Source organism: Novipirellula herctigrandis, from assembly GCA_007859835.1.
GTDB lineage: Bacteria > Planctomycetota > Planctomycetia > Pirellulales > Pirellulaceae > Novipirellula_A > Novipirellula_A herctigrandis.
Genome location: SJPJ01000001.1, coordinates 1869992 through 1895872 on the forward strand (window position 1 = coordinate 1869992; position 25881 = coordinate 1895872).

Genomic DNA, 25881 nt, shown 5'->3' on the forward strand with positions numbered 1-25881 from the left:
CTGCGTCCGTTACCCTAGCCCAGCTCTTTGGTCCACGCTCCCCAAACGGTCTTGTTCCCATGCGTCGAATCGGCACTCTTGATAACGAAGCATCGGCTCGGCGTTTTTGTGATTATTTAGTCACCGAATCAATCGATGCCGATACTGGCGCCGGCGATGACGATTCTCAGTGGGATATTTGGATTCGCGAAGAAACCGACGTCCAACGGGCACGCGAAGAGTTTTCCCAGTTTCGCCAATCCCCCACCGACCAGCGGTACGACGTGAAGGAGCGGGCCGACAAGCTCCGCAACGAACGGGCAGCGGAGATCCATCGTCGCAGCAAACAGCAGAAAAGTTTGCAGCGAGCCATGCCAAGATCATCGGCGTCGGGCGGTTTTGGAGCGATGGGAGTGGGCGGTCGCCAACAAGCGATTCCGGTGACAATCGCAGTCATCGCGTTGTCGGTGGTCGTCGGTTACGTGACTTATTTTGGGCGTCCCAAGCCATCGCCCGATCCGAACACGTTGTCGTTTGCCGAAGAAACCTATCTAAATTTGTCGTTTGTCGATCTGCGTGATTATGCCGATAGCAAGGGCGACCCATTCGCCTCGATCCGCAAAGGGCAAGTGTGGCGATTAGTGACACCGATGATCATGCACGGCAGTATGATGCACTTGGCGTTCAACATGATTTGGATCTTTGTTCTCGGTTCGGCGATCGAGCGACTGCAAGGATCGGCGTTTTTGGCGATACTGCTGCTGGTCACGCAAATCGCCGGGATGGCATTGCAAGTGTCGATTCCTCCGGCGGAAGCATTGCCGCCATTTTTGCACGCCATCGGGGGAACCCCGTTCGCAATCGGCGCATCAGGCGCAGTGTACGGATTGTTTGGATATTTGTGGATTCGCCCCACTTTCGACCCGAATTATCCGATCCATTTGAACCCGTCGAATGTCATGTTGATGCTTGGTTGGTTGGTGCTGTGTATGACAGGCATGGTTGGCAACATCGCCAACGGAGCCCACCTTGGCGGATTATTGGCAGGAGTCGCGGTTGCATTTTTTGTGGTGCGACGTCTTGATCGCCCCTAATGGATCGCCCCTAAACCGTGCACCGATTCATGTCATCTTTCGCCAAGCGAAAGGCGACGACCACGCAAATGACGACTCCTTCGGCCCACCCTCAAAACCATTCGTCCGATTCGGTTCGCTCGATTATTAGCGAGCTGCTTTCGGTGGCGCTGCCTTTGATGGTCAGCGCAGGGACGTTCTCGTTGGTGCTATTCGCTGACCGCACGCTATTGCTTTGGTACGACGGGACTTCGATGAGCGCGTCGATGGCGGGTGGCAATTTCTTCTGGGTCGCCACCTGCTTGCCGGTAGGTATCGCTTCGATGACCGGTGCGATCATCAGCCAATACGTCGGTGCGGGGGAAGAACACAAAATCGGTCGTTTTCTGTGGCAATCGATCTTCTTGGGTATATTTTCAATTCCCTTCTTTAGCCTCGTTGCGGTCGCTGCGCCGGAGCTTTTTCGATTTGCCGAACAGCCCGAAAGTCTGATTCCTGCGGAAGTGACCTACATGCGACTGCTGTTGGTCGGGGCTGTTGGCGCGGTGCTTGAGAACGCACTGAGTGGTTTCTTTAGCGGAACCGAACGGACGCGAGTGATCATGTGGGTCAGCTTGGCGTCGGGAATAATCAACTTGGTTTTGGATTGGTTGTTGATTTTTGGCCCAGGACCGTTTCCGGAACTAGGGATCGCCGGTGCCGCGATCGGCAGCTCAATCGCGTTTTGGTTCAAAGCAGCCTGTTTCGCCAGCCTGATTTTCTATTATGACCGCGACGGACGTTATCAAGTACGAAAGCAATTTGGGTTCGATTGGCCGTTGATCGAAAAGCTGCTGTACTTTGGTTTCCCAAGTGGACTGATGTTCTTAACCGAAGCGAGTGGCTTCACCGCGATGGTGCTTCGCATCGGCCGACTCGGTGATGTGCCGCTGCGGGCAACAACGATGGCGATCAATTTCAACATGGTCGCGTTCATTCCATTGGTCGGCGTTTCGATTGCTGCGTCGGTGTTGGTGGGGCGACACTTGATCGAGACGGGACCAAGCCGCGCGATCAAGAGCGTCGTTGCGGCTTTAGCAATCGGTTGGGCCTATTCGGCGGTTTGGTGTGCGGCTTACTTATTGCTGCCCGATACGATGATGAACTTGTATGAGCTCAATACGCCTAGCGAAGAATCGGCCCAAGCAATTGCGATTGCTCGTGGACTTTTAACGTTCGTTGCGATTTATGTAGTCGTCGATGCGACGCAGTTGATTTTGGCCGGGGCGCTGCGAGGGGCGGGTGATACGTGGTTTGTGCTCGGCACGGGGATGGTGACGTCGGTTTTCTCGTTTGCCGTCGGATTGTCGTTTGAACCGGCTTTGACTTTTGCTCAGGAAACATCCAACGCCTCCCTCCATTGGTGGTGGTGGATGATCACAATGTGGGTATGGCTTCTGGCGATCTTCATGGCGGGCCGTTTCATCCAGGGCCGCTGGAAAAAAATGCGCATGGTCTAAGATTCGAGCAGCTCGTGTTGGTGTAAATCACCGCAAAACGCCGCACCCAGCGGTTCCAACGTGCCCCTTGGGACTCCGCCGCAGAGGAAGGCAGGCAATACACTTTTCATTGTGGAGATTTCGGATATCCTAGTAGCGTCTAAGGCGGGTGATGGACTCCTTGTTTTGGATAGAATGCTTTCAGAACGTCTGTGGCTGGATTGGCCAAGTGCGATCTGATTGGTACTGGGTGTGGTAGGTAGAACAACCAGTTGAATTTGTTGAGCGGATGGCGAGTGTCCTCCCATGACGCTCGAATCTCACTCTCTTTTCGATGATTCACAAGGGGAATCGATTACATGACAAAGTGCAAGTTAGAGTACATCTGGCTCGATGGCTATCAACCTACTCAAAGCCTTCGTAGCAAAACGATGGTCGTAGAAGACTTCAGCGGAAAAGTTGAAGACGCCAAAATGTGGGCCTTCGACGGATCGTCGACCGAACAGGCTCCCGGCGGCAGCAGCGACTGCTTGCTACAACCGGTTTTCTGTTGCCCCGATCCAGGTCGTAGTGGCACGAGTTTCTTAGTCATGTGCGAAGTGCTCGACAGCGAAGGCAAACCACATCGCACCAATGGTCGTGCGACGATCATGGACAAAGACGACGATTTCTGGTTCGGATTTGAACAAGAATACACGATTTGGAATCCCGACACGAGCAAGCCGATCGGTTTCCCAGTAAAAGGCGAACCTGGTCCTCAAGGGCCTTACTATTGCAGCGTCGGCCACGGCAAAGCCGTTGGACGTGACATCGTCGAAGAGCACCTTCAAATGTGTCTCGATGCTGGCTTGAACGTCGAAGGCATCAACGCCGAAGTGATGATGGGCCAATGGGAATTCCAAATCTTCGCCAAGGGAGCACAACGTGCTGGTGATGAAGTTTGGATCGCCCGTTACTTGCTCGAACGCGTTGCTGAGAAGTACGAAATGAGCATCAACTGGCACTGCAAGCCACTATCGGGTGACTGGAACGGCAGCGGTATGCACGCCAACTTCTCCAACACGACCTTGCGTACTTGTGGCAGCAAAGAAACTTACGAAGCGATCTGTAAGGCTTTCGAACCACGCATCAAGCATCACATCGACGTGTATGGTGCCGACAACGATCAACGCTTGACCGGTCTCCACGAAACGCAATCGATCGACAAGTTTAGCTACGGCGTCTCGGACCGTGGTGCATCGATTCGGATTCCAATTGGAACGGTTCAAAATGGATGGAAGGGATGGCTCGAAGATCGCCGACCTGCATCCAACGCCGACCCATACATGGTCGCCAGCGCGATCATCACGACGGTCAAGAGTGCCAAGGTTCCCGTATCCGCGTAAGCGAAAGTCCTAAATAGGATTTTTGATTGATAAAAACAACCCGGTGTCTCAAAAAGTGACGCCGGGTTTTTTCGTTTAAGGCCGTTTTTTTCGATGAAGTTTGGGCGTCCCGCAAGATGGCAGGAGCGCCCCGCACGAACACGCGATTTCAACTACTCGCCAACCGCAGCGACTTCTTTCAGCTCAAACTTTCGCGATGTCGGCTTTTCCGAATTGGGGAAATCGTCAGGAAGGGGTTGAGTCACCTTACCCGTCGCGGCCCACTCCACTCCTCGCGTGAACGAGACAATAAAGCCGACTCCTTCACAGGAATAATCGTCATGGCCAAGTGTGGTGTGAAAAACGTGCCCCTGTCCGTAGTCAATCACCATCAAAATGGGCTCATGACGATCCGTTGGGGCTCTTCCGGACATGTCTTTACCGGTTGCTAAGATTGTCATCTTCTCGGCTGGCCCGCGAAGTTTCGCATAGCATTCATCCTTGGTCGTCATCCATACCTTTGGCATTCCTTTGGTGATTGGATGCGCGGTGTCGCGAACCGTAATCGGAATCAAATGTGCTGGACCGTGTGCACCACAACCACCGGGCGTTTCGTCGCGGACCAATTCACCTTCGTTCGTGAAGTAAACATAGGGGCCATCCTTTTCATTACGACCACCCCATCCGCCTAGACCAATCATCCGATTGTATTCTTTCCATGCCGGAAACGAGTTGTCCGCAGCGTGAACCGAAACAAATCCGCCCCCCCCTTCGACAAAGGCCTCCAAGGCTTGCTGCGTTGCTTTCGGCCAATCGGCTGCCTTCCATCCAAAATTCGAAATCACGACATCGTATCCGTCGAACTTGGGTTGAAAGTCGGGATCGCTCTTTGGATCTTTCAAGTCCTCGGTTTCGCCAACGCCCGCCAGCGGTAGAAAGGCCTTTTCACGGTCGGCCTTCCATGTGTACTGCGTGCGAGCGACATCGACTTCGAATAGACCCGTATCTTCTAGGTATTGTTTCATCATGATGGTCGACTTGGGCCACACGAGGTGGTTGTTCTGTCCGTCAATGATCAACGCCCGAAGCTTTGCGTCAGCAGAAGAAGTAAACAAAACAAGACACGCGAGACTCAGTATTCCGGTTTTCATTAATTTCACTTTTTTAAAAACTCTGTTTGAAGGGAGAGGGTGGGAATGGGTGGAACTAACAGCAACGAAAACTCTGTTAGTACGGGTCAATTTGGCGTTCCAAAATATCGACCCGCGTTTCAAGCTGGACGATCTTTGCGGCCATTCGTACGACCAATCGCCGAAGCTCTTTGTCGCTTAAATCATCGATGGATCCGGAAAGCTTTTGCTTTTCCGCTTTCGCTGCCTTTTCGCGTGCGAGTGCCAAGAGCCTCAATTGCTCTGAAATTGTAGCAATCATCGTTTTGACATTTCCGACTGCCGGATGATTAGCCCCCATCGCCGATTCCGAACGCCGAAGCATACGCAATTCGTCCGACAACTTCACTTCACGCTCGCTCCTTTCAGCGGACTCGCCGACCTGGGTAGCCGCGTTTGCCCCATTGGACTGGCTCGTTTCGTTCAGCGGAGAGGGTTCTGAATTGCGACCCTCGTCGATCGTCTCCGCCATGTCACGTTCACGAAAGGGATTCGAATCGTCTTGCCCGATTCCCGTCGAGGCAACCGCCAACGATCCGACAATCAAACCGAACCGCACCAAAGAGTGGACACCGGATCGATAAAAACAGGAGCAATCGTAAGGTGGATTCGTTCGAGTCACTTGGATTTTATCCTAGTTGGCACAGCGTTACGAAACAGGCAGCCTTTCCATCATAACGTTTCTGTTATCGAAGGTGGGAATGCGGGATCGTCCTCTGCTCGCCTTATCCATTGCTAAAATATCGACTATAACCCAATTCCGAACGTACGCACCTTACGCCCCAACAACGAGCGAGAGAATCCATGTGGAAGACGAACGAACTTGGCCACGCGACTTGGGTCGACCCGGTTTGCGGCGATTCGTCTCACACTTGGTGGTTTGACGCGCGCGGTGGAGAACGGGGAATCTCGATCGGTCGCGATTCCGACTCGAACCCGCTTCTTCAGTTCCTCTCGGTTGGCGACGATACGATGCCGGTCGTAGAAGATCAATTCGTTCGAGGGGACCAATGGCATGTGTCGCTGCCACAAAAGGATCACCAATCCTATTCACTTCACATCATTTTCAGGCCGATTAGATCGTCAGCGGACCAACTGCGACTCGAAGCGACCGTATCGCTTGAAACCTTGTTGCTTGATACCCACCCAATGATTGATCTGGTTTCCCCAGCGTCAAAGACCGAAGGCTTCTCGCCTGACTTTGCTAAATCCGACAAAGGGTGCAACCCGATTTGTGTTGCCAATTCCGAACGCGGCAAGACCGCCATATTGCTCGGGCCGCACGACTTTCCGTTCACAACTGACCAGTCGGATGCAGATGGCTTACGCCTGCGCCTATTCGGTGAGTTTCTCGAAAAAGGCGTGATCCGCAAAGCACGTCCGTGGATCCAATTGGATGCCCTCGGCAACCCTCAAGACCGCGATTCATTAATCGAAACGTATCGCGAGCTTTCCGATAGTCCGCTGCCACTGACGTCCTAGCCCCACTACTGAGCAGCGAGCGTGATGTCGAAAGAACGTGAGCGCAGCAAAACATTGCAGTGGAGCGGGTTTATCGTCGGTCCCTTGCTGGCCTTGGTGGCGATGTACTTTTTGCCCACGGAGTTTCGTGACGCAAACACCGGCGAAATGGCTGCTTTTTCATGGGCCGGCCGCGCGACTTTGGGCGTCATGCTTTGGATGGGAACGTGGTGGTTAACCGAGGCAATCGAGATCTCAGTGACTGCGGTTTTGCCAATTGTATTGTTCCCCATTCTTGGTGCGGCCAGCCCAACCGAGGCATGCTTTCCCTACGCGGATCCGTTGGTGTTTCTGTATTTTGGTGGATTCATCATCGCGCTGTCGATGCAACGTTGGGGCCTCGGCAAACGCATCGCACTAATCACGCTTGGAGCCGTTGGCACTTCCGCATCGGCAATGGTCGGTGGATTCATGTTAGTAACGGCGGTCCTGAGCGCATTCGTTTCCAACACCGCAACGACCGCAATGATGTTGCCGATTGCGCTCAGTGTCATCGGTTTGGTACGTCAAGCAGACCATCCGATGGAGACCGAGTGCGGCAACGAGGACGCAGACGCAACGAGCAATCGATTTGCAACATGCTTACTGCTATGCCTCGCTTATTCCGCATCGATTGGGGGGGCGATGACGATTATCGGAACGCCCACCAACGCGTTTTTGGTCGGTTTCGTGAAAGACAAAATTCAATCCGAATATCAACGCGACATTGGCTTCTTTGAGTGGACGCCAATCGGCGTGACTTTGGCGATCGTATTTTTGCCGATCCTCTATTTCGTGATGACCCATCTGCTGTTTCCCATTTCAAAGATCAAGATGAGTGGCGGCAAGGAATTGGTCGATCGCGAACGAGAAAAAATGGGCAAAATCAAGGAAGGCGAATGGAACACGTTGGCTGTGTTTTTTGTGACCGTTGCCGCATGGCTGTTTCGGCCGTTGCTCAATCCGATAGAACTGACGATCGATGGCACCGTGGTCAGGCCGCTAGCGAACTTATCAGACCCCGTGATCGCAATGGTCGGTGCGATGTTATTGTTTGTGATACCGGTGAACGTATCGCGGCGGATCTTTACGATGGACTGGGAGAATGCCGCCAAGTTGCCTTGGGGAATTCTGATTCTATTTGGTGGTGGCCTTAGCTTGGCATCGGCGATGCAAGCCAACGGAGTGGCTGAGTTCATCGGTAGCCGAACGGGTTCCTTTGCGTCGCTACCGCCGCTGGTGATCGTGATCTTGGTTACAGCCGCGATCGTGTTTCTAACGGAATTGACCTCCAATACCGCCACCACCGCGTCATTGATTCCGGTTTTGGCTGCGCTTGCACCAGGGTTGGGGATCCATCCCTTTTTACTGATTTTTCCTGCAACTTTGGCCGCCAGCTGTGCATTCATGCTGCCCGTGGCCACTCCGCCTAACGCGATTGTGTTTGGGTCGGGTGAAATCACGATCCCGCAAATGGCTCGGACGGGGGTCTACCTCAACGCCATCGCTGTTTTACTTATTACGGGCCTGACATTTCTAGTCGTCAAACCCTGGATGGGGATTACGCCGTAATCCGGTGCGACCGCAAGCCAAGCGAGTTACCGCTCGGATTATGCTCGCCCGCTCCCGTTGGTCACTAAAATCGTGTCATGACAAAATCAATTTCAGCGATATATCAATTTCAGCGATATCGGATGCAATTCCCCTAATCACATGCCGTTGGAGCGACACGCTGTTTTGATTAAACTCAAGTGCAAGGCCCAATTACACTCCGGTCAAGCCCCAGGCGAGCGATGTAGACTGTCGCAAGTTCCTTTCCCCTCTCACTCTACCCACATTCTCTCCAGCCCTCATGAGCAACCCCAAAAAGATATTCCTTTCGGACGCTGAAATGCCACGGCAATGGTACAACTTGGCTGCCGACATTCCAATGCACCCGCCGATTGGACCTGACAGTCAGCCAATTACTCCTGAGATGCTCGCACCGGTTTTCCCGATGAACATCATCGACCAAGAGATGAGTACGGACCGATGGATCGACATTCCCGACGAAGTTCTCGGCATGCTTGCCCGTTGGCGTCCTACACCTTTGGTTCGAGCCACCGCATTGGAAGCGGCGATCGATACGCCGGCAAAGATTTACTACAAGAACGAAAGTGTCTCGCCTGCGGGTAGCCACAAACCAAACACGGCCGTCGCTCAGGCCTACTACAACAAAGAATTCGGCATCAAACGAATCACCACGGAAACGGGTGCCGGACAATGGGGAAGCGCACTGTCATTCGCTTGCTCACTTCTTGGACTCGAATGCAAAGTGTTCATGGTTCGGATCAGTTTCGATCAGAAGCCGTTTCGCAAAATGATGATGGCGTCGTGGGGTGGCAAATGTGTGCCAAGCCCAAGCATGGAAACTCAAGCGGGACGACAAATCTTGGAACAAGACCCCGATACACCCGGTTCCCTCGGCATCGCAATCTCCGAAGCGATCGAACAAGCGGTTTCGGACCCCACGGGGGAAACGCGTTATGCACTAGGCAGCGTCTTGAATCATGTCATGTTGCATCAATCCATCATTGGACTGGAAACCCAAAAGCAACTCAAAAAATTTGGCGAGAAGCAAGTGGATGTAGTCGTTGGATGTGCTGGCGGCGGCAGCAATTTCGCGGGACTTGCCTTTCCGTTTATTCACGATGTGATCAATGGCGCCACGATCAAAGTGGTCGCTGCGGAACCGATATCGTGTCCCACGCTGACCAAAGCGCCCTTCACATATGACCATGGCGACGTGGCCAAGATGACGCCGCTGATGCCAATGCACAGCCTTGGTCACACGTTTATCCCAGCGCCGATTCACTCGGGTGGTTTGCGATATCACGGGATGGCTCCATTGGTCAGCGCTGCAATGCAGGAAGGTTTTATCGATGCCGTTGCCTTGCCGCAGACCGAATGTTTCGATGCAGGCATACTGTTCGCCCGAACCGAAGGGATCATCCCTGCCCCGGAAACCAATCACGCAATCGCTGCGACGATTCGCGAAGCCAAGTTGGCGAAGGAAGAAGGCAAAGAGAAAGTGATTGTCTTCAATCTTAGCGGGCACGGAATGATGGACTTGTTAGGCTATGAAAAATACTTGTCCGGAAACTTGGAAGACTATGAACTACCAATGGAAGTGATCGAGCGCTACCAAAGTGTGATCAAAGACCATCCCCAACCTGTTTAAGAGACTCGCCATGATTCGCATCGTCTTGACTCTAGTACTAGCAACTTGTTTCACTGCCGCGTTATTGGCTCAAGCGTTTCCATTTGTGATTCCAGGTGACGATGCGGCAAAGACTGCGACCGACCGTAGCGGTTTGCTCGACAAACCGGCGGGGGCCAAAGGCTTTGTGGAAAAACGGGGCAACCAATTTTTTGTTGGCGATCAACGGTTTCGGATTTGGGGCGTCAACACCTGCTTTGCGTCGAATTTCCCCAGCCATGAGGAAGCCGATCGGGTGGCACCCCACTTGGCGAAACTCGGCATCAACGCTGTTCGTTTCCACCATATGGACATGCAAGCGGCACCCAACGGCATCTGGAACCCCCAAACGAAAGACGGCGAGCGGACGTTCGACCCCGAAATGGTCGATCGACTCGACTACTTTTTGGCAAAGCTGCATGAGCATGGGATCTATGCCAATTTAAACATGCATGTTTCTCGCGAACTAAGCGAAGAAGAAGGCTTCCCCGTCGGCAAAGACTTACCATGGTGGGGCGGTGCGAATAAATGGGTGATGTACTACGACCGCGATATCCAAGCGAAAGTGAAATCCTATTGCCGCGACTTGTTGACTCACAAAAACCCCTATCGCGATCACTTGGCTCGAGTCGACGATCCAGGGATCGCGGTGGTCGAGATGTTGAACGAGAACTATTTCTCCGAGCAAGGGTATGACCTCTACCGGCGAATGCCAAAACGTTTTCAACAGAGCTTCATCCTGGCGTGGAACACTTGGTTACGTGATCGCTATGAAACTCAGCAGAACTTGACTGCGGCATGGGAAGCGAACCAAATCCCATTGGGGGATCCGGTGTTTCCGGTTGAATCGTTTGACTCGTCCATCGGCGATTGGGAAGTCAGCCTAACCAATGCTGAATTGCCGCGATCGATTGCAGTTCAAGGCCCCGCGCAAAGCCCCCTGTCGGCCCTGCGAATTGCCCCCTTAAAGGTGCTCGAACAAACCCACTTCCAACAATTGCATCGAGGCGGTTTGTCGGTCGAAGTCGGTACGCCTGTTACGCTGTCGTTTTGGGTACGAGCCGATAAGACCCGGACTTTTCGCGCCGAAATTTCGACGTCACTCGGCGGCGAATGGCGAGACCTAGGTATCTTCGAAGATATCGTTGCGACGCCCAAGTGGACTCAGATCACGCGAGTGGTGTTGCCAAAGGAAACGATCCAAGACCATGTGAACTTGGTGATGACCATTGGCAATGAGACAACTCCCATTGAATTCGCCGGAATCGAGTTACGCGAAGGCGTTGCGCCGGTTTCATTGCCAAAGGACCAAAACCTCTTCGACGCCACGATTGCCGTCCCCAGTGCCACCTCGCCTGTGGCAGCACATAACGACATGAAAACGTTCATGGTCGATACCGAAATTCAATGGGTCAAGGAACTGAAAGCATTCTTGACCGAAGAACTCGGCGTGAAGGTGCCGATTACGGCCAGCCAAATCAATTACCATCCGGCGAAGTTGATTGAAAACGAATTGGATTTTGTCGATCTGCATAATTATTGGCATCATCCGATCTTTCCATCGAACCAACCTTGGAGTGCATCAAATTGGACGATCGGGAACGATCCAATGGAAGCGATACCCGAACAGTCCGGTTGGCCAGCAAATTCAATTTTGATGCGCACAGGGTGGCGATACGCCGATTTGCCGATGACGATGAGCGAGTGGAACTATCCCGAGCCAAGCTTTTATGCTGGGGGATGCGTTCCAATAGCGGCCATCATCATGGGACTCCAAGATTGGGACGGCGTTTACTTTTTCGATTACGATGCCTCCGGCCCTAGCGAAGACAAATCACCATGGTTCCGAGACCAGACGACAAATTTCTTCTCCTTCAACGGTGCCCCCGTGAAGTTGGCTCTGATGTCACAAATGGCTAACGTCATTCTTCGAGGTGACCTCAACCCGATTCCCGACGAAGCTATCAGCGAACCGGGCGAACCAATCGATGGCCGCTATGCGCTGTCGAAAAGACTCGGCGTTCGAACCGGCGCAAAGCCACACGCACCTTTGGGGACAGTCGACATTCGTGATTTGCATTCACCCAACAATCAAGTGGCCTGGAAAAGCGATGGAAGAGCCCATGGCTACCTAACGTTGAACACACCAGCAACACGAGCGGTTTGGGGAACGATTGCCAAACAAAGCTTTGAGATGGGAGGCGTAAAAGTAACGACCAGCGAGATCGAACCCAACTACGGATTCGTTTTATTGTCTTCCACCGATGGGCAACCAATTGAATCCGCAGAAACATCGATTTTGACAGTGGTTTCGCATAGCGAAAACCAAGGAATGAAATGGAACGAGGAAAAAACGAGTGTCGGTTCCGAATGGGGGCATGGCCCGACGATGGTGACAAGCTTTGCAGCGACCGTTTTCGTGCCACGAAAATCGAACTCGCCGCCAATTCACTGCTATGCACTCGACGGCACGGGCAAACGAATCCGTGAAATCCCCGTAACACCAACCAAGGGTGGCGTCGAAATCAAAGTGTCGCCGGCAGCAAAAACAATTTGGTACGAACTGCGATAAGCATTCCAAATTGAAGGAAAAGCCCGGCGACTGAATCGCCTAAAGGCTACACACCAGCGCTAGCCCCAAGAGCAACGTTGGTGTCCAGGCTTTAGCCGCTCAGAAGCAACTTCTCCCCAACGAAATCGCCTCAAGGCGACACACCAGCGCTCATTCCCCCTCCTATCCGTCACAGGCCGCATATCCTTCGACAAGATGTAGCGTTTAGGCAACAAAGTGTGTTGCTTTTCGGCATCATCGACATTCTTTACGTGCTAGGGTTCCTTGGACAAAGTCTGTCCGCTAAGGAACACCACTCTCACGAAGGGTGTCTGCGAGAATCCATTCGCAGGCACGAGCCGTCGACTCTGATGAATTCTACTGTAGCACGAAGCGAGCGACACATACGAAGGAATCTGCCAACTGGCCGAGTGTCTTTCATTGCGTTCATTCTGCTAACGGTTTTGTCGAGTGGCTGTGGTCGACTACGGTTACCAGCGATTGACCCGAGTGGTTCTTGCCTTTTTTCGCGTTGTCCCACATCGACCTATTTTTCATTACCGGGATGCAACGGCGAAGGATGCTTTAGCGGATTATCCGGCGCCAACGGCACGCCTCGTGTGACGACGCCGATTGCACCAAGCCCCGCCAGTGGCGGCTTTTTTCGTTATTATGATTGCCTGGGCTGCCTCAAGCCATTTTGTTTTTGCCCGTCCTGTCTATCAAATTCCGTTGGCACGAACAAACAGGGGCGCAGTTACTTCTGTATCAGGTGCTTAACGAAACCGCACTGCGGTGCCCCCAAACCGGCGTTTCCTGAACCGGAAACACCGCCAAAGTGCTCTGCTCCTCCGTCAACTATCATTGGTGGTGCAGCCGCATCGAACGAACCTTGCGTTCCCGGTCCTGCATGTGGTGGCTCGTGTCAAAGCGGCCCACCGGCGGTACTGTTTGGAACTGAAATTGACGAAGACGATCTAGCCAGCTTGCCTGAATCAGGCCAACGCGGTTGCATCCTCCTGTCTCCACAAAAAATCGTCGCACCGGTGGGCGGCGAAGTCATATTGCTTTCTGGCATTTGCGGAACCGATGGTTACCTAAAGATCGGCGAAACGCTTGAATGGATGTTGACGCCCGACAGCGTTGGCACGTTCATTCAAGTCGGTGACGACGACCCAGGTTTTTTACACAAGTTAACTGGCATCAAAAAAGCCGAGAAACACGATCCCTCGTACGCTCGCGGTATCACCAGTACCAAGCGGACGATGATCACTCGCGGCAACCTTGATCGAAGCGACGATGTGTTATTAGAAAAAGGCCAAACATGGTTATCGCTTAGCAGCCCCAGCGAAGGGACTAGCCGCGTGACCGTACTTGCGCCCGACAGTGATTGTTGGGACCAACGTAAAGCGACTGCGACAATTTACTGGATCGATGCCCGCTGGCAATTCCCCAGCTCGCAAATTGTCCCCAAAGGGGTCGCCGTCCCGCTTACAACTCGTGTCACGCGAGCCGAAGGAACGGAACCGGCGCGTGGATGGAAAGTTCGCTACGAGATCCAACAACCGGAATTCGCTACGTTCGCAGGAACAGGCGGTTCGTCGGTAGTCGAAGTCGTGGTTGACGATTCGGGCGATGCACCCGCAACCGTCGAACCTGTCCCGGGCACCAACGGGACAACAGCGATCGACATTCAAGTGATTCGCCCCGGTGGCGATGGTGACAACATGCCTACGATGACGCTGGGCCGCGGCAGCACCAACGTCACATGGAGTTCACCTCAATTGACGATCCGTGCGGGGGCACCATCGGTAGCCAGCTTTGACGTTCCCTACGAAGTCGTTGCCAATGTCCAAAACCCAGGTGACCAACCGACCACGAACGTCCGCGTCAGTGTCGAATTGCCTCCAGGCACCCGAACCGTGAGCGCTGACTCTTTCGCACAAGTCCTACCCAACGCGGTGGTCTGGGAAATCGGTAGCATTCCACCGCAAACCCAATTGGATTTGTCGATGAATGTCGTCTCACAATCGCCCGTACAAATGACCTTCCAAGCTCGCGGCGATGGTGGTCTCGTTTCGGAAGATACCGTACGCGTCGATGTGTACCGTCCTTCGCTAACGATCACGTCAACACCCGACAAAGAACGCTACGAAGCCGGCCAAGACGTCGTATTTAACATCGATGTCAAGAACACCGGTGACCGACCAATGTCCAACGTCCAATTAAAGGCGTTCGGCGACGAAGGCATGTTGCACAAAGAAAAGGGCACTCGCGATGTCGGAAACGACAAAACCGATGGACCACTACAACCCGGGCAAACTTGGACGACCAGCGTTGTCTACGTCCCGACGCGTGCCGGTCGACGGTGTGTTGGCTTCCAAGCGATTGCCGACGGTGGACAACAAGCTCAAAGCCAAAACTGTGTGACCGTCATCAATCCTGTCCCACCGGCACCCGTGTTAACGGTGCGACTAGAAGGACGCGAACGAGTTCAAACGGGCGATAGCGTTCTGCTTCGTGCGTTCATCAACAACTCCGGCAAAGTGCCACTCGCCGATACGTTGGTGATCCTATCCTACGATCCTCAAATGCAGTTGCTACAAGCGACCGAGGGTGCTGACCAACCACGGCCCGGACAATACCTGCTGCAATGGAACATTGACAATCTTGACCCAGGACAAACGAAGGTATTGGAGGGCCAATTCCGCGCCGTTTCGACCAGTCCACAATCACGCGCTCAATTATCCGCTCGCAGTCGTGATGGGACCGCGGCACAAACCGACTTGACGTTCGCGATCGTTGCCGGGCCACCACCAGTGATCAATCCACCCACGTCATCCACACCACAATTGCCGCCCGCATTGCCCCCGCCAGCAATCCCCGGTGGCCCTGGAATCACTTCGCCAAGCGATATCCCGCGCAACACACCGCCAAGTGTTACGCCACCTGCTGCGACTCCACCCGTATCGGGACAGGTACGAGTCGAAATTTTCGGCCGTGATAATCCGGTCCGCGTCGGAGAGCCAATTCGATATACGCTTCGAGTGACCAATGATTCGAACCAGATTGACGGCGAAGTTCGCGTACGATTTAACTTGCCAACCGGAACGTCGATCGACCGCATCGCCCAACGGCAAAGCCCGATCGCGGGACAATATCAGGTGAACGCTGGCATGGTAACCCTTGAAGATATCCGCTCGATGCGACCCGGCGAAACGCTTGAATACGACATCGTGCTGCGAAGCAATCAACCACAAACGATCAACTTGATGGTTGAATCAATCAGCCGTCGCGGTGCCGGCGGTAGCGACATGGCGACGACCGAAGTGATTCAATAGCCTACATCGTGTCGCACTAGTTGAGTGCTCGCGACAACAACGCACCAACGATCGCGGCACCGATTTGACGCGAACTGACGCCGCGAGGTTCGTACCGTGACTCCACTCGCGAATCAACGCCGTATTGCCTTGTAGGAACCCGTTCGTCATGCCATGCGGGAACGCTTGGTGATAACGGTCTTACGGAGTAAGGTGAAACATCGAACGATGGGCGAGTTGATCGAATCGGCTCAATCGGTTGAATCGGCGGGGTCAAGGGCGGAGCAACGCGAGGTTGCTCGAATCGTTCTTGGTAGTATTGCCCATGTCGCGGTCCAAACGAGTGGTCGTGGTCACGGTGAGAACCCAATGCACATTGCCGAAACGCGGCGCTGTACGCATGGAAGGCATATTCAACTCGTCGCCAACATGCTTCTAATTTCGGATTGCATGGATAACATGGCCGATTGAACAGCGCCGCGTTGACGGCGTAATGCAAACGCTGAATCTCTTCCCAAGTACAAACCAAACGATCGAAATCTTTCGCTCGCCGCGATTCACTTCTTAACCGGCTAGTCATGTCTTCAAGTCGGTCCACCAAACGCTTGTCCGAACGCTCGATGTAATGCAGCCGAATCACATCGCGTTCAAAGTGACAAACCGCGTCGCGGTATTCATCCGCGGCACAATACAGGGGTGAATTCTGAGCTGCCCTCGCCGAAGTGGAAAAGAACATCGCGGCGATAACAATACCAAGCGTTTGGGGAATCCATCGAGTCATGATTGAGGGTGCTCCGGTGGGAGAAGGGAAAATGTGAATCCATTGCTACCCCCAACCATTGCAACGGGAGTGCCAAAGAGCCCCAAAAGGGAATCTAACGACTAGAAACTCCGTGAAACACGTGTTTTATAGGACCGCTTCAGCGGAAAGGAAGTTTTTCATGTGTTGTCATGTTGGTGGCGCTTTGTTTGCGATTTGATACCAGAACTCACCGATTCCGAAGATTCGATCGAGCGACGACCAGCAAGATCGGCGCGGACCAGTCGCCACGGTCGCAAGACCAACGCCCCTCCCTCCATCCACCCATTTCGCCTCCTTTTTGCAAATTCCAGTTGCACAAATACTAACGGTTCTGTATACAAAACTAGTCAGTTCTCAATTGCGACAGAGCGGTTCTCTAGTGGGTGAACAGCTGGCACCTCAACCGGAGGGTGATCTCAATGACAAAACTAGAGCAACGACGCAAGGAGATGGTGACCTCGGTAATGCGCGAGGGAATCTACGAGGCGGTCGTAGAAGTGTTGACCGAACACGGCCTTGACGGATTGACGATGGATCGCGTCGCCGCGCAAGCGGGTGTCGGCAAAGCGAGCCTCTACAAATACTTTGCCAACAAGCAAGAAATGCTTCGGTTCGTGCATGCCAAGGCAATCGAACCTGTCACTGCCGCAGTCCAAACACACTTGAAGAGCGACATTCCCGCTGACCAGAAACTCCGGGCGATTCTTCGCACGTGGTTTGAGCATCTCGGCGAGCACCAAGTGTTGTTCAATCTTTTCTGTAACGACTTCGGAGTCGAGGGGCTTTTAAAGTCGGAAGAATTAACCGAGCAAGAGCGGGCGTTACAAGACATTTCCAACGTCCTCGAAGAGGGAGTGCGTTCGAGTGTTTTTCGCAAAGTCGACACCGCGCGAACGAGTTTACTGATCTTTGGTGCGGTCCGCCAATTGGTCGAACAGCAACTGGCCAACGATGAAACTTGGCCAACCGACGAATTAACAGAACACGTAATGGATTTCTTTTCACGAGGCTTACAAGTCCGATGAAGATTCGAAGATTAAAGAGCTTCCAGTTGGAACTCGTCAGCGCATCGATCCTTGTGATCGTAGTTGTCGGCGGATTGGCGCTTACCATCGCCGCTGCACCACGAGTGGACTCCGACACCGGATTGACCGAAGAGGCGTCAAGTAGAACGCGTACTTCGGATGCGGAACAGCTTGATACGACGAAGCAAACGCCGGTCGTGTTGACGCCATCGAAAGAAATGGAGTTCGAGGAAAGTCTTGCGATATCCGGAAGCATCCAAGCGAAACACTTCGCCTTGGTGTCTGCTCGCATCCCAGGAACGCTTGACGCGGTCTTTGTCGACGAAGGAGACACGATCAAAGCGGGGGAAACGAAGCTGTTTCAAACTGATTCACTCAAATTAAGTAAAGCGGTCGCCATCGCTCGGCAAGATTTGACGGTTGCCGAGTGTGCGGTGCAAGAGAAAAACGCAATGCTCGAAAAAAGTCTGGCGGTCAAAAGCCAAGCAAACAATGATCTGAAACGCTTCCGCGATTTACTTCGTAACAACGCCACCGCGATTCAAGAAGTCGAGAAAGCCGAATCGCATTACAAACAATGCGAAGCGGACGTCAAACACACTGGCGCGTTGATCGATTTGGCGAATGCCCAATTGGAACAAGCCAAACTGAATGTCACGATTGCTGAAAAGGACATGGACGACTCGTTGGTCGTCAGCCCGATATGTGGGCAAGTGTCCAAACGACTTTGCGAACCCGGCGAAATGGCCGCCGCGGGAACACCCGTGCTGAAAATCGAAGACTTGTCGCTGTTAGAAGTTTCCGTCTATTTACCGTCCGAATTCTATTCACGAGTCGTCCCTGGCGAGACCGAAATGCGGGTCCATGTCGGCGACACGGATTTAGGACTGCGTCCGGTCAGCTACAAGAGCCCAACGGTGGACAACAAACTTCGAACCTTCAAGGTCGAGGGACTGATCGAATCGCCTCCACCGTCAGTCGTTCCGGGATGCTTAGCCGATGTCACGATCGTCTCAAACCGTCGCACCGGCGTGGGCGTACCAATTGGGTCGATCCAAACTCGTGGCAATCGTGCCGTCGTCTTTACGGTCCAAAACAACCAAGTCAGCCAAGTTAATGTCGAAACAGGATGGCAAGCCAACGGGTTAATGGAAATCGTTAGTGGGCTAGCGGCCGGAACACCCGTCGTTTCGATGGGGCAAACATTCGTCGAGGCTGGTTCGCGAGTTTCGGTCGTCCAGGAGCAAGCACAGTGAGCCTGTCCGATTTCTCGGTACGTCGCCCTGTGGCGATGAGTTGTCTAATCATCGGATTGACGTTATTGGGCCTCAATGCCTATCGAAAGATGGGTTTAGAGTTGATGCCCAAAATGGACGCTCCGTTTGTCACGATCGTCACGATCTATCCTGGTGCAGCGCCGGAGGAGTTAGAAACCGACGTCGCGAAACGGATCGAAGACGCAGTCGTTTCGATTGATGGGCTTAAACACGTTAGCTCCGTTTGCATGGAGAACGTCTGCCAAACGCTGCTCGAATTCCAAATGAGTGTCGACGTTGACGTGGCTGCCACCGATGTTCGCGAAAAACTTGACGTGATTCGGTCGGAATTACCAGCCGATGTGGAAGACCCGCAAATTCAGAAGTTTGACATCAACGCCAAGCCGATTGTCAACTTGGCATTGGCAGGTGATGTCCCGCTGGATGATTTGTACGACTTTGCGGACAATACGCTCAGTGACAAATTGACGGTAATTTCCGGAGTTGCCGAAGTGCAACTGATCGGCGGCGCCGAACGCGAAGTTCACGTAAAATTAGACCGCGGAAAATTAGCTGCACGTGGTTTGTCGAGCATGGATATCGTAAAAGTCATCCAGGAGGCCGTTCGCACGATCCCCTCGGGGCGTGTGCGTGACGGGGGTACCGAATATGCGGTCAAGTTCGATGCCGACTTTGATTCCGCCGTCGACTTATCCAAGCTGGAAGTCGCCAACAACAACGGCCAACGATGTTATCTTCGTGACATTGGCGAAGTAAAAATGTCGACCGAAGAATTACGCCAAACAGCATCGATTGACGGCCGACCCTGTATCGCTATCAAAGTTGTCAAAAAGGCGGACGCCAACGCGGTCCGAGTCGCTCACGCGGTACGCGACGCAATGGACGATCTAAACGCTCAACTGCCGGGCGGAATGGAATTGGTTTGGGTCGACGATGACGGTCGGTTTATCGAAGCAAACAACCAAAGCGCGTGGGTGAACGTGCTGCAAGGCATTTTGTTGACTGCCGCGATTCTGTTTTTGTTTCTATACAATGTCCGCACACTGTTCGTCGTTGGCGTAACCATGCCGCTAACGATTGTGATTGGGCTGTACTTTATGAGCGTCGTTGGCTACACGCTCAACACCTCTACCTTGATTGCCATCGGCATGTCGGTCGGCATCTTAGTCACCAACTCCATTGTCGTGCTCGAAGCAATCGACAAGCGACTGGGAACGACCGGCGATCCCAAGGAAGCTTCACGGGTTGGATCGAGCGAAGCGTTTATCGCAGTGTTAGCCAGTGCGGGGACCAATGTGGTGGTGCTGTTTCCATTAGCGGTAATGGAAAGCAAGATTGGAATGTTCATCGGGCCATTAGCGATGACGATGTTTATCATGACCGTCGTCTCGCTATTCATCTCGTTCACGTTGACACCGATGCTTTGTTCGCTGATTTTAAAACCACGCAACGAGGGATCGAGGTCCCTATTGGGACGAATGGAGCAAGGATGGAATTGGATGTTCGACAAAGTCGTGGGACGGTACCGACACCTGCTGACCTTCACCGAACAACATCGATGGGCCGCCATTCTAGTGCTAGTAGCGGTGATCGGATTGTTTGCAAATTCACTCCACGTCGCCGGAACGCTGGGAAGCAGCGCGTTTTCGCAATCCGATATGGGGCGGCTCTATTTACGGCTTGAATTCCCAACGCGTTACAGCTTGGATGAAACGGTACGGCGAGTCAAACAAGCCGAAGATCGACTAAAGGGACTTCCTGAAATTACACATGTGCTGACCACCGTCGGCAAGGTCGAAGCAATGCTTGGCCAATCGAGTGAAGGCGTTTATTTGGCCCAGTTGCTATTGAAGTTTAGCGAACGTGATGAACGGGATTTGACCATTGCCGAGTTAATGGATTTGGTTCGCGATCGGATCGAAGGCTATCCGGACGCCGTTGTCGCGGTGAGTCAACCGTCGATCATTGGTGGCCAATCGAGCCCGGTGGAATTGGAGATCGCCGGAGTTGAACTCAATACGCTCGACAACTTGGCGTTAACCAGTTTGGATTTGGCTCACGACATCAATGGTTTCGTCGAACCCGACACGACCGTGCGCCAAGGCAAACCAGAGATCCGCATTGAACCCCGCCGAGCGGTACTAAGCGATGTGGCTGCGCCAGCCGTCGGGTTAGGTATGGTACTGAGGGCCAACCTTGAGGGGATCGAAGCGGGAACCTACAAACAAAATTCGCGAAACTATGACATCGTCGTAAAACTAAACGAGGAACAAGGGAAACAACAAGTTCGCAATTTCCAATTGCCTGGGCCCGATGGGCATCCGATGCTACTGTCCAATTTCAGCCATATCAAGGAATCGGAAATCCCAATCCAGATCACTCGCAAGAACAAACGCCGGATCGCCAAATTGACATCGCAATTGGCTCCGAGCCTACCTCTTGGAACGGCTGTCACGAAATTGAGCGCAGCGATCGACAACAAGAAGGTCTTGCCGCCTGGTTACGATTACACGTTTGCGGGCGAGTACGAAATGATGAGCGAAGCACAGCAGGGATTAGCAGAAGCGGGAATCATGGCGATGATCCTAGTCGTCTTGACCTTGTCAGCGATCATGGAATCGTTTCGTCAACCCGCGTTAATCTTGATGACGGTACCGTTGGCGCTGATTGGCGTTTTTTGGGCATTGGCCATTGCGGGCGAAAGCATCAGCATCTTTGTCATCATGGGGATCGTGATGATGATTGGGATTGTTGTGAACAACGCCATTCTGATCATGGACCAATTCAATATGCACGTCGAAGAAGGAGTGCCGCGACACAAGGCAATGATCGAAGCGGCGTGCGAACGATTCCGTCCGATCGTGATGATCACTTTGGCAGCGGTGCTGGGAATGCTACCTTTGGCCTTGGGCAAAGGGATTGGAGCGGAAATGCGAAATGGCGTCGGAATCGCATCGGCCGGCGGGATCTTGGTTTCAGGCGTTTTGACTCTGTTAGTAATCCCGATTCTGTACGACCTGTTTACGCGCCGCAAAGCGAAGGCAGACGCATAGCCAAGCCACGACTCGGACTGCTGCGCCGAATCCTTAGGGAACCCGAATCCTTAGGAAGCCCAGCCGCCTCAGGAAGCCCAGTCACCTCAGGAAGCCCAGCCGCCTCGGGAAGCTCAGTCGCCTCAGGAAGCCCAGCCGCTTCAGGAAGCCCAGTCGCCAGGAAATTGAGCCGACACGAAAAGGACGACGACGAAGTGAATCATCAAAGCGTCGCCCGGCAACAAGGATGCACTATCCTCCCTTGCGGCGATCGTGTTGGAATCGCCCAACTGTTTGGTTGGACCCTTCCGGGGAAGATTGGCGGGATATCCGTGCTGGCGCCCAATTGCGATGACGAACTCATTCAGCCTCATTCAGCGAAATTCCGGATCAATTTGGGCTGGAACGAGGGAGGTGGAAGGGGGAGGTAGGTTGATCGGAGAATGCCAATTTTCCGAAAAAACAGCCCGTTTTCGGTCCCATCAGGCTCCATTGCCCTCGACGATTCTAGCATTGGCCTGCTACATTGCCCCGCTTGTCAACACCGTGCGCGTCGGCCAGGCAGATGGACCGAAAAAGCTGCCGGAACTGAACACTCTTTCATCGGTCGCCCTGCTGCTGTGATTCTGATCCTTCAAAATAACGCTACTGACGCACAAATCGATCACGTTTTAGAACGTGTCGAAGAGTTGGGGCTCAAACACCACCTCAGCCGAGGTACCTTCCGGACCATCGTTGGCATCATCGGGGATGAGGAAAAATTGCATGCCGCGTCGCTTGACGCGATTCCTGGCGTGGCTGAGGTGATCCCTGTATTGCAGCCTTACAAGTTGGCATCGTTGGAAGCTCACCCCGATCCGAGTGTGATCGATGTCTCGGGCGTGAAAATCGGTGGCGGATATTTGGGGATGATCGCGGGTCCCTGCAGCGTCGAAGATCGCGACCGGATGATGCGAATCGCTGAGAGTGTTCGCGAATCGGGCGCCAACCTGTTTCGCGGCGGTGCCTACAAGCCACGAACAAGTCCCTATGCATTCCAAGGCCTCGCCGTCGAAGGTTTGAAGATCCTCCGCGATGTTGGAAAAGCGTTCGGGATGCCGGTGGTCACCGAAGTGACGGACCCACGGTTGGTCGAAACCGTTTCCGAATACGCGGACATGCTGCAAGTCGGTGCGAGGAACATGCAGAATTTTGCGTTGCTCACCGAAGTCGGAAAGTCAAAGCGGCCCGTACTACTGAAGCGTGGCATGAGCGCAACGATCTCCGATTTATTGATGTGTGCGGAGTACATTTTGTCGCAAGGCAACGCCAACGTGGTCCTTTGTGAACGAGGCGTTAAAGGCTTTGATTCGGTCACGCGTAATCTATTCGATGTTGCTGCGGTTCCCGTGATCCATGGGCTATCGCATTTACCCGTGATCGTCGACCCGTCGCATGCCACAGGCAAACCCGATCTAATTCCACCCTGTGCGATGGCGGGACTTGCCGCCGGAGCCGATGGCGTGCACGTCGAAGTGCATGATTGTCCTGAGCAAGCAAAAAGTGATGGCCCTCAGGCGTTATTACCCGAACAGTATCGTGAGCTCGCCAGCCAAATGAAGGGCTTAGCCGAGCTACTTGGAAAAACCATTTCACCTCTACCGGAGCCGTTAACTTGACCCGCCAAACGATTATTGCTGGAAACTGGAAAATGAACATGCGTTGTGACAACGCCGTCGCATTGGCGAAGGGTGTGGTCGCAGCGGTCGGTGAAACACCGTCGGTTGAAGTCATTCTTTGCCCACCTTCGGTATACCTTAGCGAAGTCGGCGATGCGGTTGCCGGCAGCGCTGTCAGCCTCGGAGCCCAGAACCTTTACGCCGCCGAAGATGGGGCGTTCACAGGTGAAGTCAACGCAGCGATGTTGTCCGACGTTGGATGTGGCTACGTCATTCTCGGCCACAGCGAACGACGAACCTTGATGGGCGAAACCGACGCGGACGTTAGCAAAAAGTTGCACGCTGCACTTGCTGGTAACCTCGTTCCAATCGTTTGCGTCGGCGAGTCACTTGAAGAACGTGAAGCAGACGACACCGAAAAAGTGATCGAGCGTCAAATCAACGGTTCGCTAGCAGGACTCGACGAAGTTCGTGCCGCCGGAATCGTCGTTGCCTACGAGCCGATTTGGGCAATCGGAACGGGCAAGACGGCTTCGCCCGAACAAGCCGAAGCCGTGCACGCATTTATCCGCAAAGAATTGGGCAAGATGTTCGGTGAAGATGTTGCTGCACAAATTCGCATCCAATACGGCGGAAGCGTCAAGCCTAGCAACGCAAAAGAGCTACTCGGCCAAACCAATATCGACGGTGCCCTCGTTGGCGGAGCGTCGTTAAAGGTCGAAGATTTCGCTGGCATTATCTCCGCAGGTTGATATCGCTACGCAAAACCTTTCGGGAACTCACTTGGAGTTCCCTATGGGGCACAAGCACGCCATCGGTACTGACACGGTAAAGCTTGAAAATAATCAGATTTGTTTTTCACTAGGAACAACGGAATATGACCACGTTTATCATCGGATCATTTGCCGGCGCCACGCTCGGTATCTTGATGGGCTTCCTCTCGCTCTTTCTGATCTTGCTAATTCTCGTCCAACGAGGCAAGGGAGGCGGATTGACCGGAGCACTCGGCGGACCCGGAGGACAAAGTGCATTCGGCAGTAAAGCCGGTGACACGTTCACGGTCATTACCGTCGTCACCGCTTGCATTTGGGGCTTCACGTGTGCATTCACCATGTGGTTGTTGGGCACTCATAAGCCGACGGCAATCAACACAAGCAAGAGTCTCCAAGCTGGCCCTGGTGACAAGAAAGACAACCAAGTCAACGTGCCTCCGATGACCGACGAACAGATCGCCGCACCTGCCCCATCCTCGGGTAGCGGACTCAGTGCTGGCGGTGACCAGGGCGAGACCCCATCGGCCGAATTGGTGCCCGCTGAGACCGAGACAGCCACTGCGGCTGAAGAGGCAACTGCGGCTGAAGAGGCAACTGCGGCTGAAGAGGCCACTGCGGCTGAAGAGGCAGCTCCGGCTGAAGAGGCATCGCCACCCGAAACCGTCGGCGGCAACTAGTCGCCGCATGAGTTCCACCAATCATCGACACGTCCGCAGCATGACCGGACAAGGGCATGCGTCGCGACAAACCGATCAAGGCTCGATCCTCGTTGAAGTTCGGACGGTGAATAACCGGGGCTTCAAATGTACGCTGCGTTCAAGTGATGCGCTGTCCGGTTTTGACAGCCGCATCGAAACACTGGCTAGATCTTTAATCCATCGTGGCAGCGTTTCTTTGTCGATCCTGTGGAAGCGACCCATCGCCCAATCGATTCCTCAAATTGACCAGGATGTCCTGCAAGGTTACTTTCGCCAACTGCAAGCCGGTCGTAAAGCACTCGGTGACGAACAGGCGACGATCGATCTAGCCCAATTGGCCATGTTGCCAGGCGTGGTCATTCAATCGCAAACCGATGGACGCGATAACAAAGAACTCTGGGACACGATCGAGCAAACGATTCGCGACACGTTTGAGAACCTCAATTCGATGCGTGAACAGGAAGGGGCTCATATGGCCGAAACCTTGCTGAATGATTGCGACGCAATCGGTCGTCACGTAGAGGAAATCCAAACACTTGCACCGCGGTGCATCGAAGCCTACCAAACTCGGCTTGAAACCAAAGTCCAACGTTTGCTTGCGAAGCATGAAGTCGAAGTTTCCAAGATTGACCTTCTACGCGAGGTTCAAATCTATGCCGACCGAGCCGATTTCAGTGAAGAAATCACGCGGCTAGCGAGTCATCTTAAGATGATCCGCGGGGTGATTCGAGGCAGTGCCGAAGTAGCGAAAGACCCCGAACCTACGGGGCGAAAACTGGAATTCATCGTGCAAGAATTATTGCGAGAAACCAATACGATCGGCAGCAAAGCGTCCGACACCGACATTTCCGCACACGTTGTTGAGATCAAATGTGCGATCGAACGGATGCGAGAATTGGTCCAGAATCTAGAATAGCCATCCGGCGCAAGCGAGCAGAACGCAT

The 25881-nt window shown here is 53.5% G+C and carries 18 protein-coding genes; 15 read left to right on the forward strand and 3 right to left on the reverse strand.

The features are described 5' to 3' along the window. From CA13_RS06715 to CA13_RS06725, 3 genes are all read left to right on the forward strand, one after another. A partial coding sequence (locus CA13_RS06715) for a rhomboid family intramembrane serine protease (RefSeq protein WP_419194017.1) occupies positions 1 to 1073 on the forward strand: 1073 nt, incomplete at its 5' end. 29 nt (positions 1074 to 1102) lie between these two features. Further along, a complete protein-coding gene (locus CA13_RS06720) occupies positions 1103 to 2551 on the forward strand; it encodes an MATE family efflux transporter (protein WP_419194018.1) in 1449 nt (482 codons plus the stop codon). A 338-nt stretch (positions 2552 to 2889) separates the two neighbouring features. Next, entirely contained in the window at positions 2890 to 3915 is a 1026-nt protein-coding gene (locus CA13_RS06725) for a glutamine synthetase beta-grasp domain-containing protein (protein ID WP_146395171.1), read from the forward strand. A gap of 152 nt (positions 3916 to 4067) precedes the next feature. On the opposite strand, the gene CA13_RS06730 is transcribed toward CA13_RS06725, so the two are convergent. Together CA13_RS06730 and CA13_RS06735 are read right to left on the reverse strand one after the other, a co-directional pair. Continuing rightward, positions 4068 to 5045 (reverse strand): ThuA domain-containing protein, encoded by a 978-nt coding sequence (locus CA13_RS06730; RefSeq protein ID WP_146395172.1) that lies wholly within the window; start codon positions 5043 to 5045, stop codon positions 4068 to 4070. A 76-nt stretch (positions 5046 to 5121) separates the two neighbouring features. Beyond that, the gene (locus CA13_RS06735; RefSeq protein ID WP_146395173.1) at positions 5122 to 5685 is read right to left on the reverse strand and encodes a hypothetical protein; all 564 of its coding nucleotides are present in this window, start codon (positions 5683 to 5685) and stop codon (positions 5122 to 5124) included. A gap of 182 nt (positions 5686 to 5867) precedes the next feature. Between CA13_RS06735 and CA13_RS06740 the strand changes: the two genes are divergently transcribed. The 5 genes from CA13_RS06740 to CA13_RS06760 all read left to right on the forward strand — a co-directional run bounded on the left by CA13_RS06740 (position 5868) and on the right by CA13_RS06760 (position 15693). Further along, the gene (locus CA13_RS06740; RefSeq protein ID WP_146395174.1) at positions 5868 to 6545 is read left to right on the forward strand and encodes a hypothetical protein; all 678 of its coding nucleotides are present in this window, start codon (positions 5868 to 5870) and stop codon (positions 6543 to 6545) included. Positions 6546 to 6569: 24 nt separating this feature from the next. Then, the gene (locus CA13_RS06745) at positions 6570 to 8135 is read left to right on the forward strand and encodes an SLC13 family permease (RefSeq protein ID WP_146395175.1); all 1566 of its coding nucleotides are present in this window, start codon (positions 6570 to 6572) and stop codon (positions 8133 to 8135) included. Between the two features lie 280 nt (positions 8136 to 8415). Further along, positions 8416 to 9783 (forward strand): TrpB-like pyridoxal phosphate-dependent enzyme, encoded by a 1368-nt coding sequence (locus CA13_RS06750; protein ID WP_146395176.1) that lies wholly within the window; start codon positions 8416 to 8418, stop codon positions 9781 to 9783. Positions 9784 to 9793: 10 nt separating this feature from the next. Continuing rightward, entirely contained in the window at positions 9794 to 12373 is a 2580-nt protein-coding gene (locus CA13_RS06755; protein ID WP_146395177.1) for a glycoside hydrolase family 5 protein, read from the forward strand. A 350-nt stretch (positions 12374 to 12723) separates the two neighbouring features. Further along, positions 12724 to 15693, forward strand: a complete 2970-nt coding sequence (locus CA13_RS06760) for a DUF11 domain-containing protein (protein WP_146395178.1) — start codon at positions 12724 to 12726, stop codon at positions 15691 to 15693. Between the two features lie 16 nt (positions 15694 to 15709). Here CA13_RS06760 and CA13_RS06765 read toward each other — a convergent pair whose 3' ends face one another. Further along, a complete protein-coding gene (locus CA13_RS06765) occupies positions 15710 to 16453 on the reverse strand; it encodes a hypothetical protein (protein WP_146395179.1) in 744 nt (247 codons plus the stop codon). A gap of 440 nt (positions 16454 to 16893) precedes the next feature. Here CA13_RS06765 and CA13_RS06770 point away from each other — a divergent pair, with 440 nt between their 5' ends. From CA13_RS06770 to CA13_RS06805, 7 genes are all read left to right on the forward strand, one after another. Then, positions 16894 to 17499 carry a TetR/AcrR family transcriptional regulator gene (locus CA13_RS06770; protein ID WP_146395180.1) on the forward strand — a complete coding sequence of 202 codons (606 nt, stop codon included), beginning with the start codon at positions 16894 to 16896 and terminating at the stop codon, positions 17497 to 17499. Then, positions 17496 to 18755 (forward strand): efflux RND transporter periplasmic adaptor subunit, encoded by a 1260-nt coding sequence (locus CA13_RS06775; RefSeq protein ID WP_146395181.1) that lies wholly within the window; start codon positions 17496 to 17498, stop codon positions 18753 to 18755. Before CA13_RS06770 ends, CA13_RS06775 begins: the two co-directional genes overlap by 4 nt. Beyond that, positions 18752 to 21829 (forward strand): efflux RND transporter permease subunit, encoded by a 3078-nt coding sequence (locus CA13_RS06780; protein ID WP_146395182.1) that lies wholly within the window; start codon positions 18752 to 18754, stop codon positions 21827 to 21829. Before CA13_RS06775 ends, CA13_RS06780 begins: the two co-directional genes overlap by 4 nt. A gap of 599 nt (positions 21830 to 22428) precedes the next feature. Further along, positions 22429 to 23466 (forward strand): 3-deoxy-7-phosphoheptulonate synthase, encoded by a 1038-nt coding sequence (gene aroF / locus CA13_RS06790; RefSeq protein WP_146395183.1) that lies wholly within the window; start codon positions 22429 to 22431, stop codon positions 23464 to 23466. Then, positions 23463 to 24218 carry a triose-phosphate isomerase gene (gene tpiA, locus CA13_RS06795; protein WP_146395184.1) on the forward strand — a complete coding sequence of 252 codons (756 nt, stop codon included), beginning with the start codon at positions 23463 to 23465 and terminating at the stop codon, positions 24216 to 24218. Before aroF ends, tpiA begins: the two co-directional genes overlap by 4 nt. A 125-nt stretch (positions 24219 to 24343) precedes the next feature. Beyond that, complete coding sequence (secG, locus tag CA13_RS06800) at positions 24344 to 24916, forward strand: preprotein translocase subunit SecG (protein WP_419194019.1); 573 nt, start codon at positions 24344 to 24346, stop codon at positions 24914 to 24916. Positions 24917 to 24923: 7 nt separating this feature from the next. Continuing rightward, positions 24924 to 25853 carry a YicC/YloC family endoribonuclease gene (locus tag CA13_RS06805; protein ID WP_146395185.1) on the forward strand — a complete coding sequence of 310 codons (930 nt, stop codon included), beginning with the start codon at positions 24924 to 24926 and terminating at the stop codon, positions 25851 to 25853. The last annotated feature ends 28 nt before the right edge of the window (positions 25854 to 25881 follow it).

Excerpts from the sequence above, each read along its gene's own strand:
- CA13_RS06755 (WP_146395177.1), top strand. The coding sequence starts at position 9,794 with ATGATTCGCATCGTCTTGACTCTAGTACTAGCAACTTGTTTCACTGCC.
- CA13_RS06775 (WP_146395181.1), top strand. The coding sequence starts at position 17,496 with ATGAAGATTCGAAGATTAAAGAGCTTCCAGTTGGAACTCGTCAGCGCA.
- CA13_RS06730 (WP_146395172.1), bottom strand. The coding sequence starts at position 5,045 with ATGAAAACCGGAATACTGAGTCTCGCGTGTCTTGTTTTGTTTACTTCT.
- CA13_RS06720 (WP_419194018.1), top strand. The coding sequence starts at position 1,103 with ATGTCATCTTTCGCCAAGCGAAAGGCGACGACCACGCAAATGACGACT.
- CA13_RS06805 (WP_146395185.1), top strand. The coding sequence starts at position 24,924 with ATGAGTTCCACCAATCATCGACACGTCCGCAGCATGACCGGACAAGGG.
- CA13_RS06770 (WP_146395180.1), top strand. The coding sequence starts at position 16,894 with ATGACAAAACTAGAGCAACGACGCAAGGAGATGGTGACCTCGGTAATG.
- CA13_RS06750 (WP_146395176.1), top strand. The coding sequence starts at position 8,416 with ATGAGCAACCCCAAAAAGATATTCCTTTCGGACGCTGAAATGCCACGG.
- CA13_RS06765 (WP_146395179.1), bottom strand. The coding sequence starts at position 16,453 with ATGACTCGATGGATTCCCCAAACGCTTGGTATTGTTATCGCCGCGATG.
- CA13_RS06760 (WP_146395178.1), top strand. The coding sequence starts at position 12,724 with ATGAATTCTACTGTAGCACGAAGCGAGCGACACATACGAAGGAATCTG.
- CA13_RS06740 (WP_146395174.1), top strand. The coding sequence starts at position 5,868 with ATGTGGAAGACGAACGAACTTGGCCACGCGACTTGGGTCGACCCGGTT.
- CA13_RS06725 (WP_146395171.1), top strand. The coding sequence starts at position 2,890 with ATGACAAAGTGCAAGTTAGAGTACATCTGGCTCGATGGCTATCAACCT.
- CA13_RS06745 (WP_146395175.1), top strand. The coding sequence starts at position 6,570 with ATGTCGAAAGAACGTGAGCGCAGCAAAACATTGCAGTGGAGCGGGTTT.
- secG (WP_419194019.1), top strand. The coding sequence starts at position 24,344 with ATGACCACGTTTATCATCGGATCATTTGCCGGCGCCACGCTCGGTATC.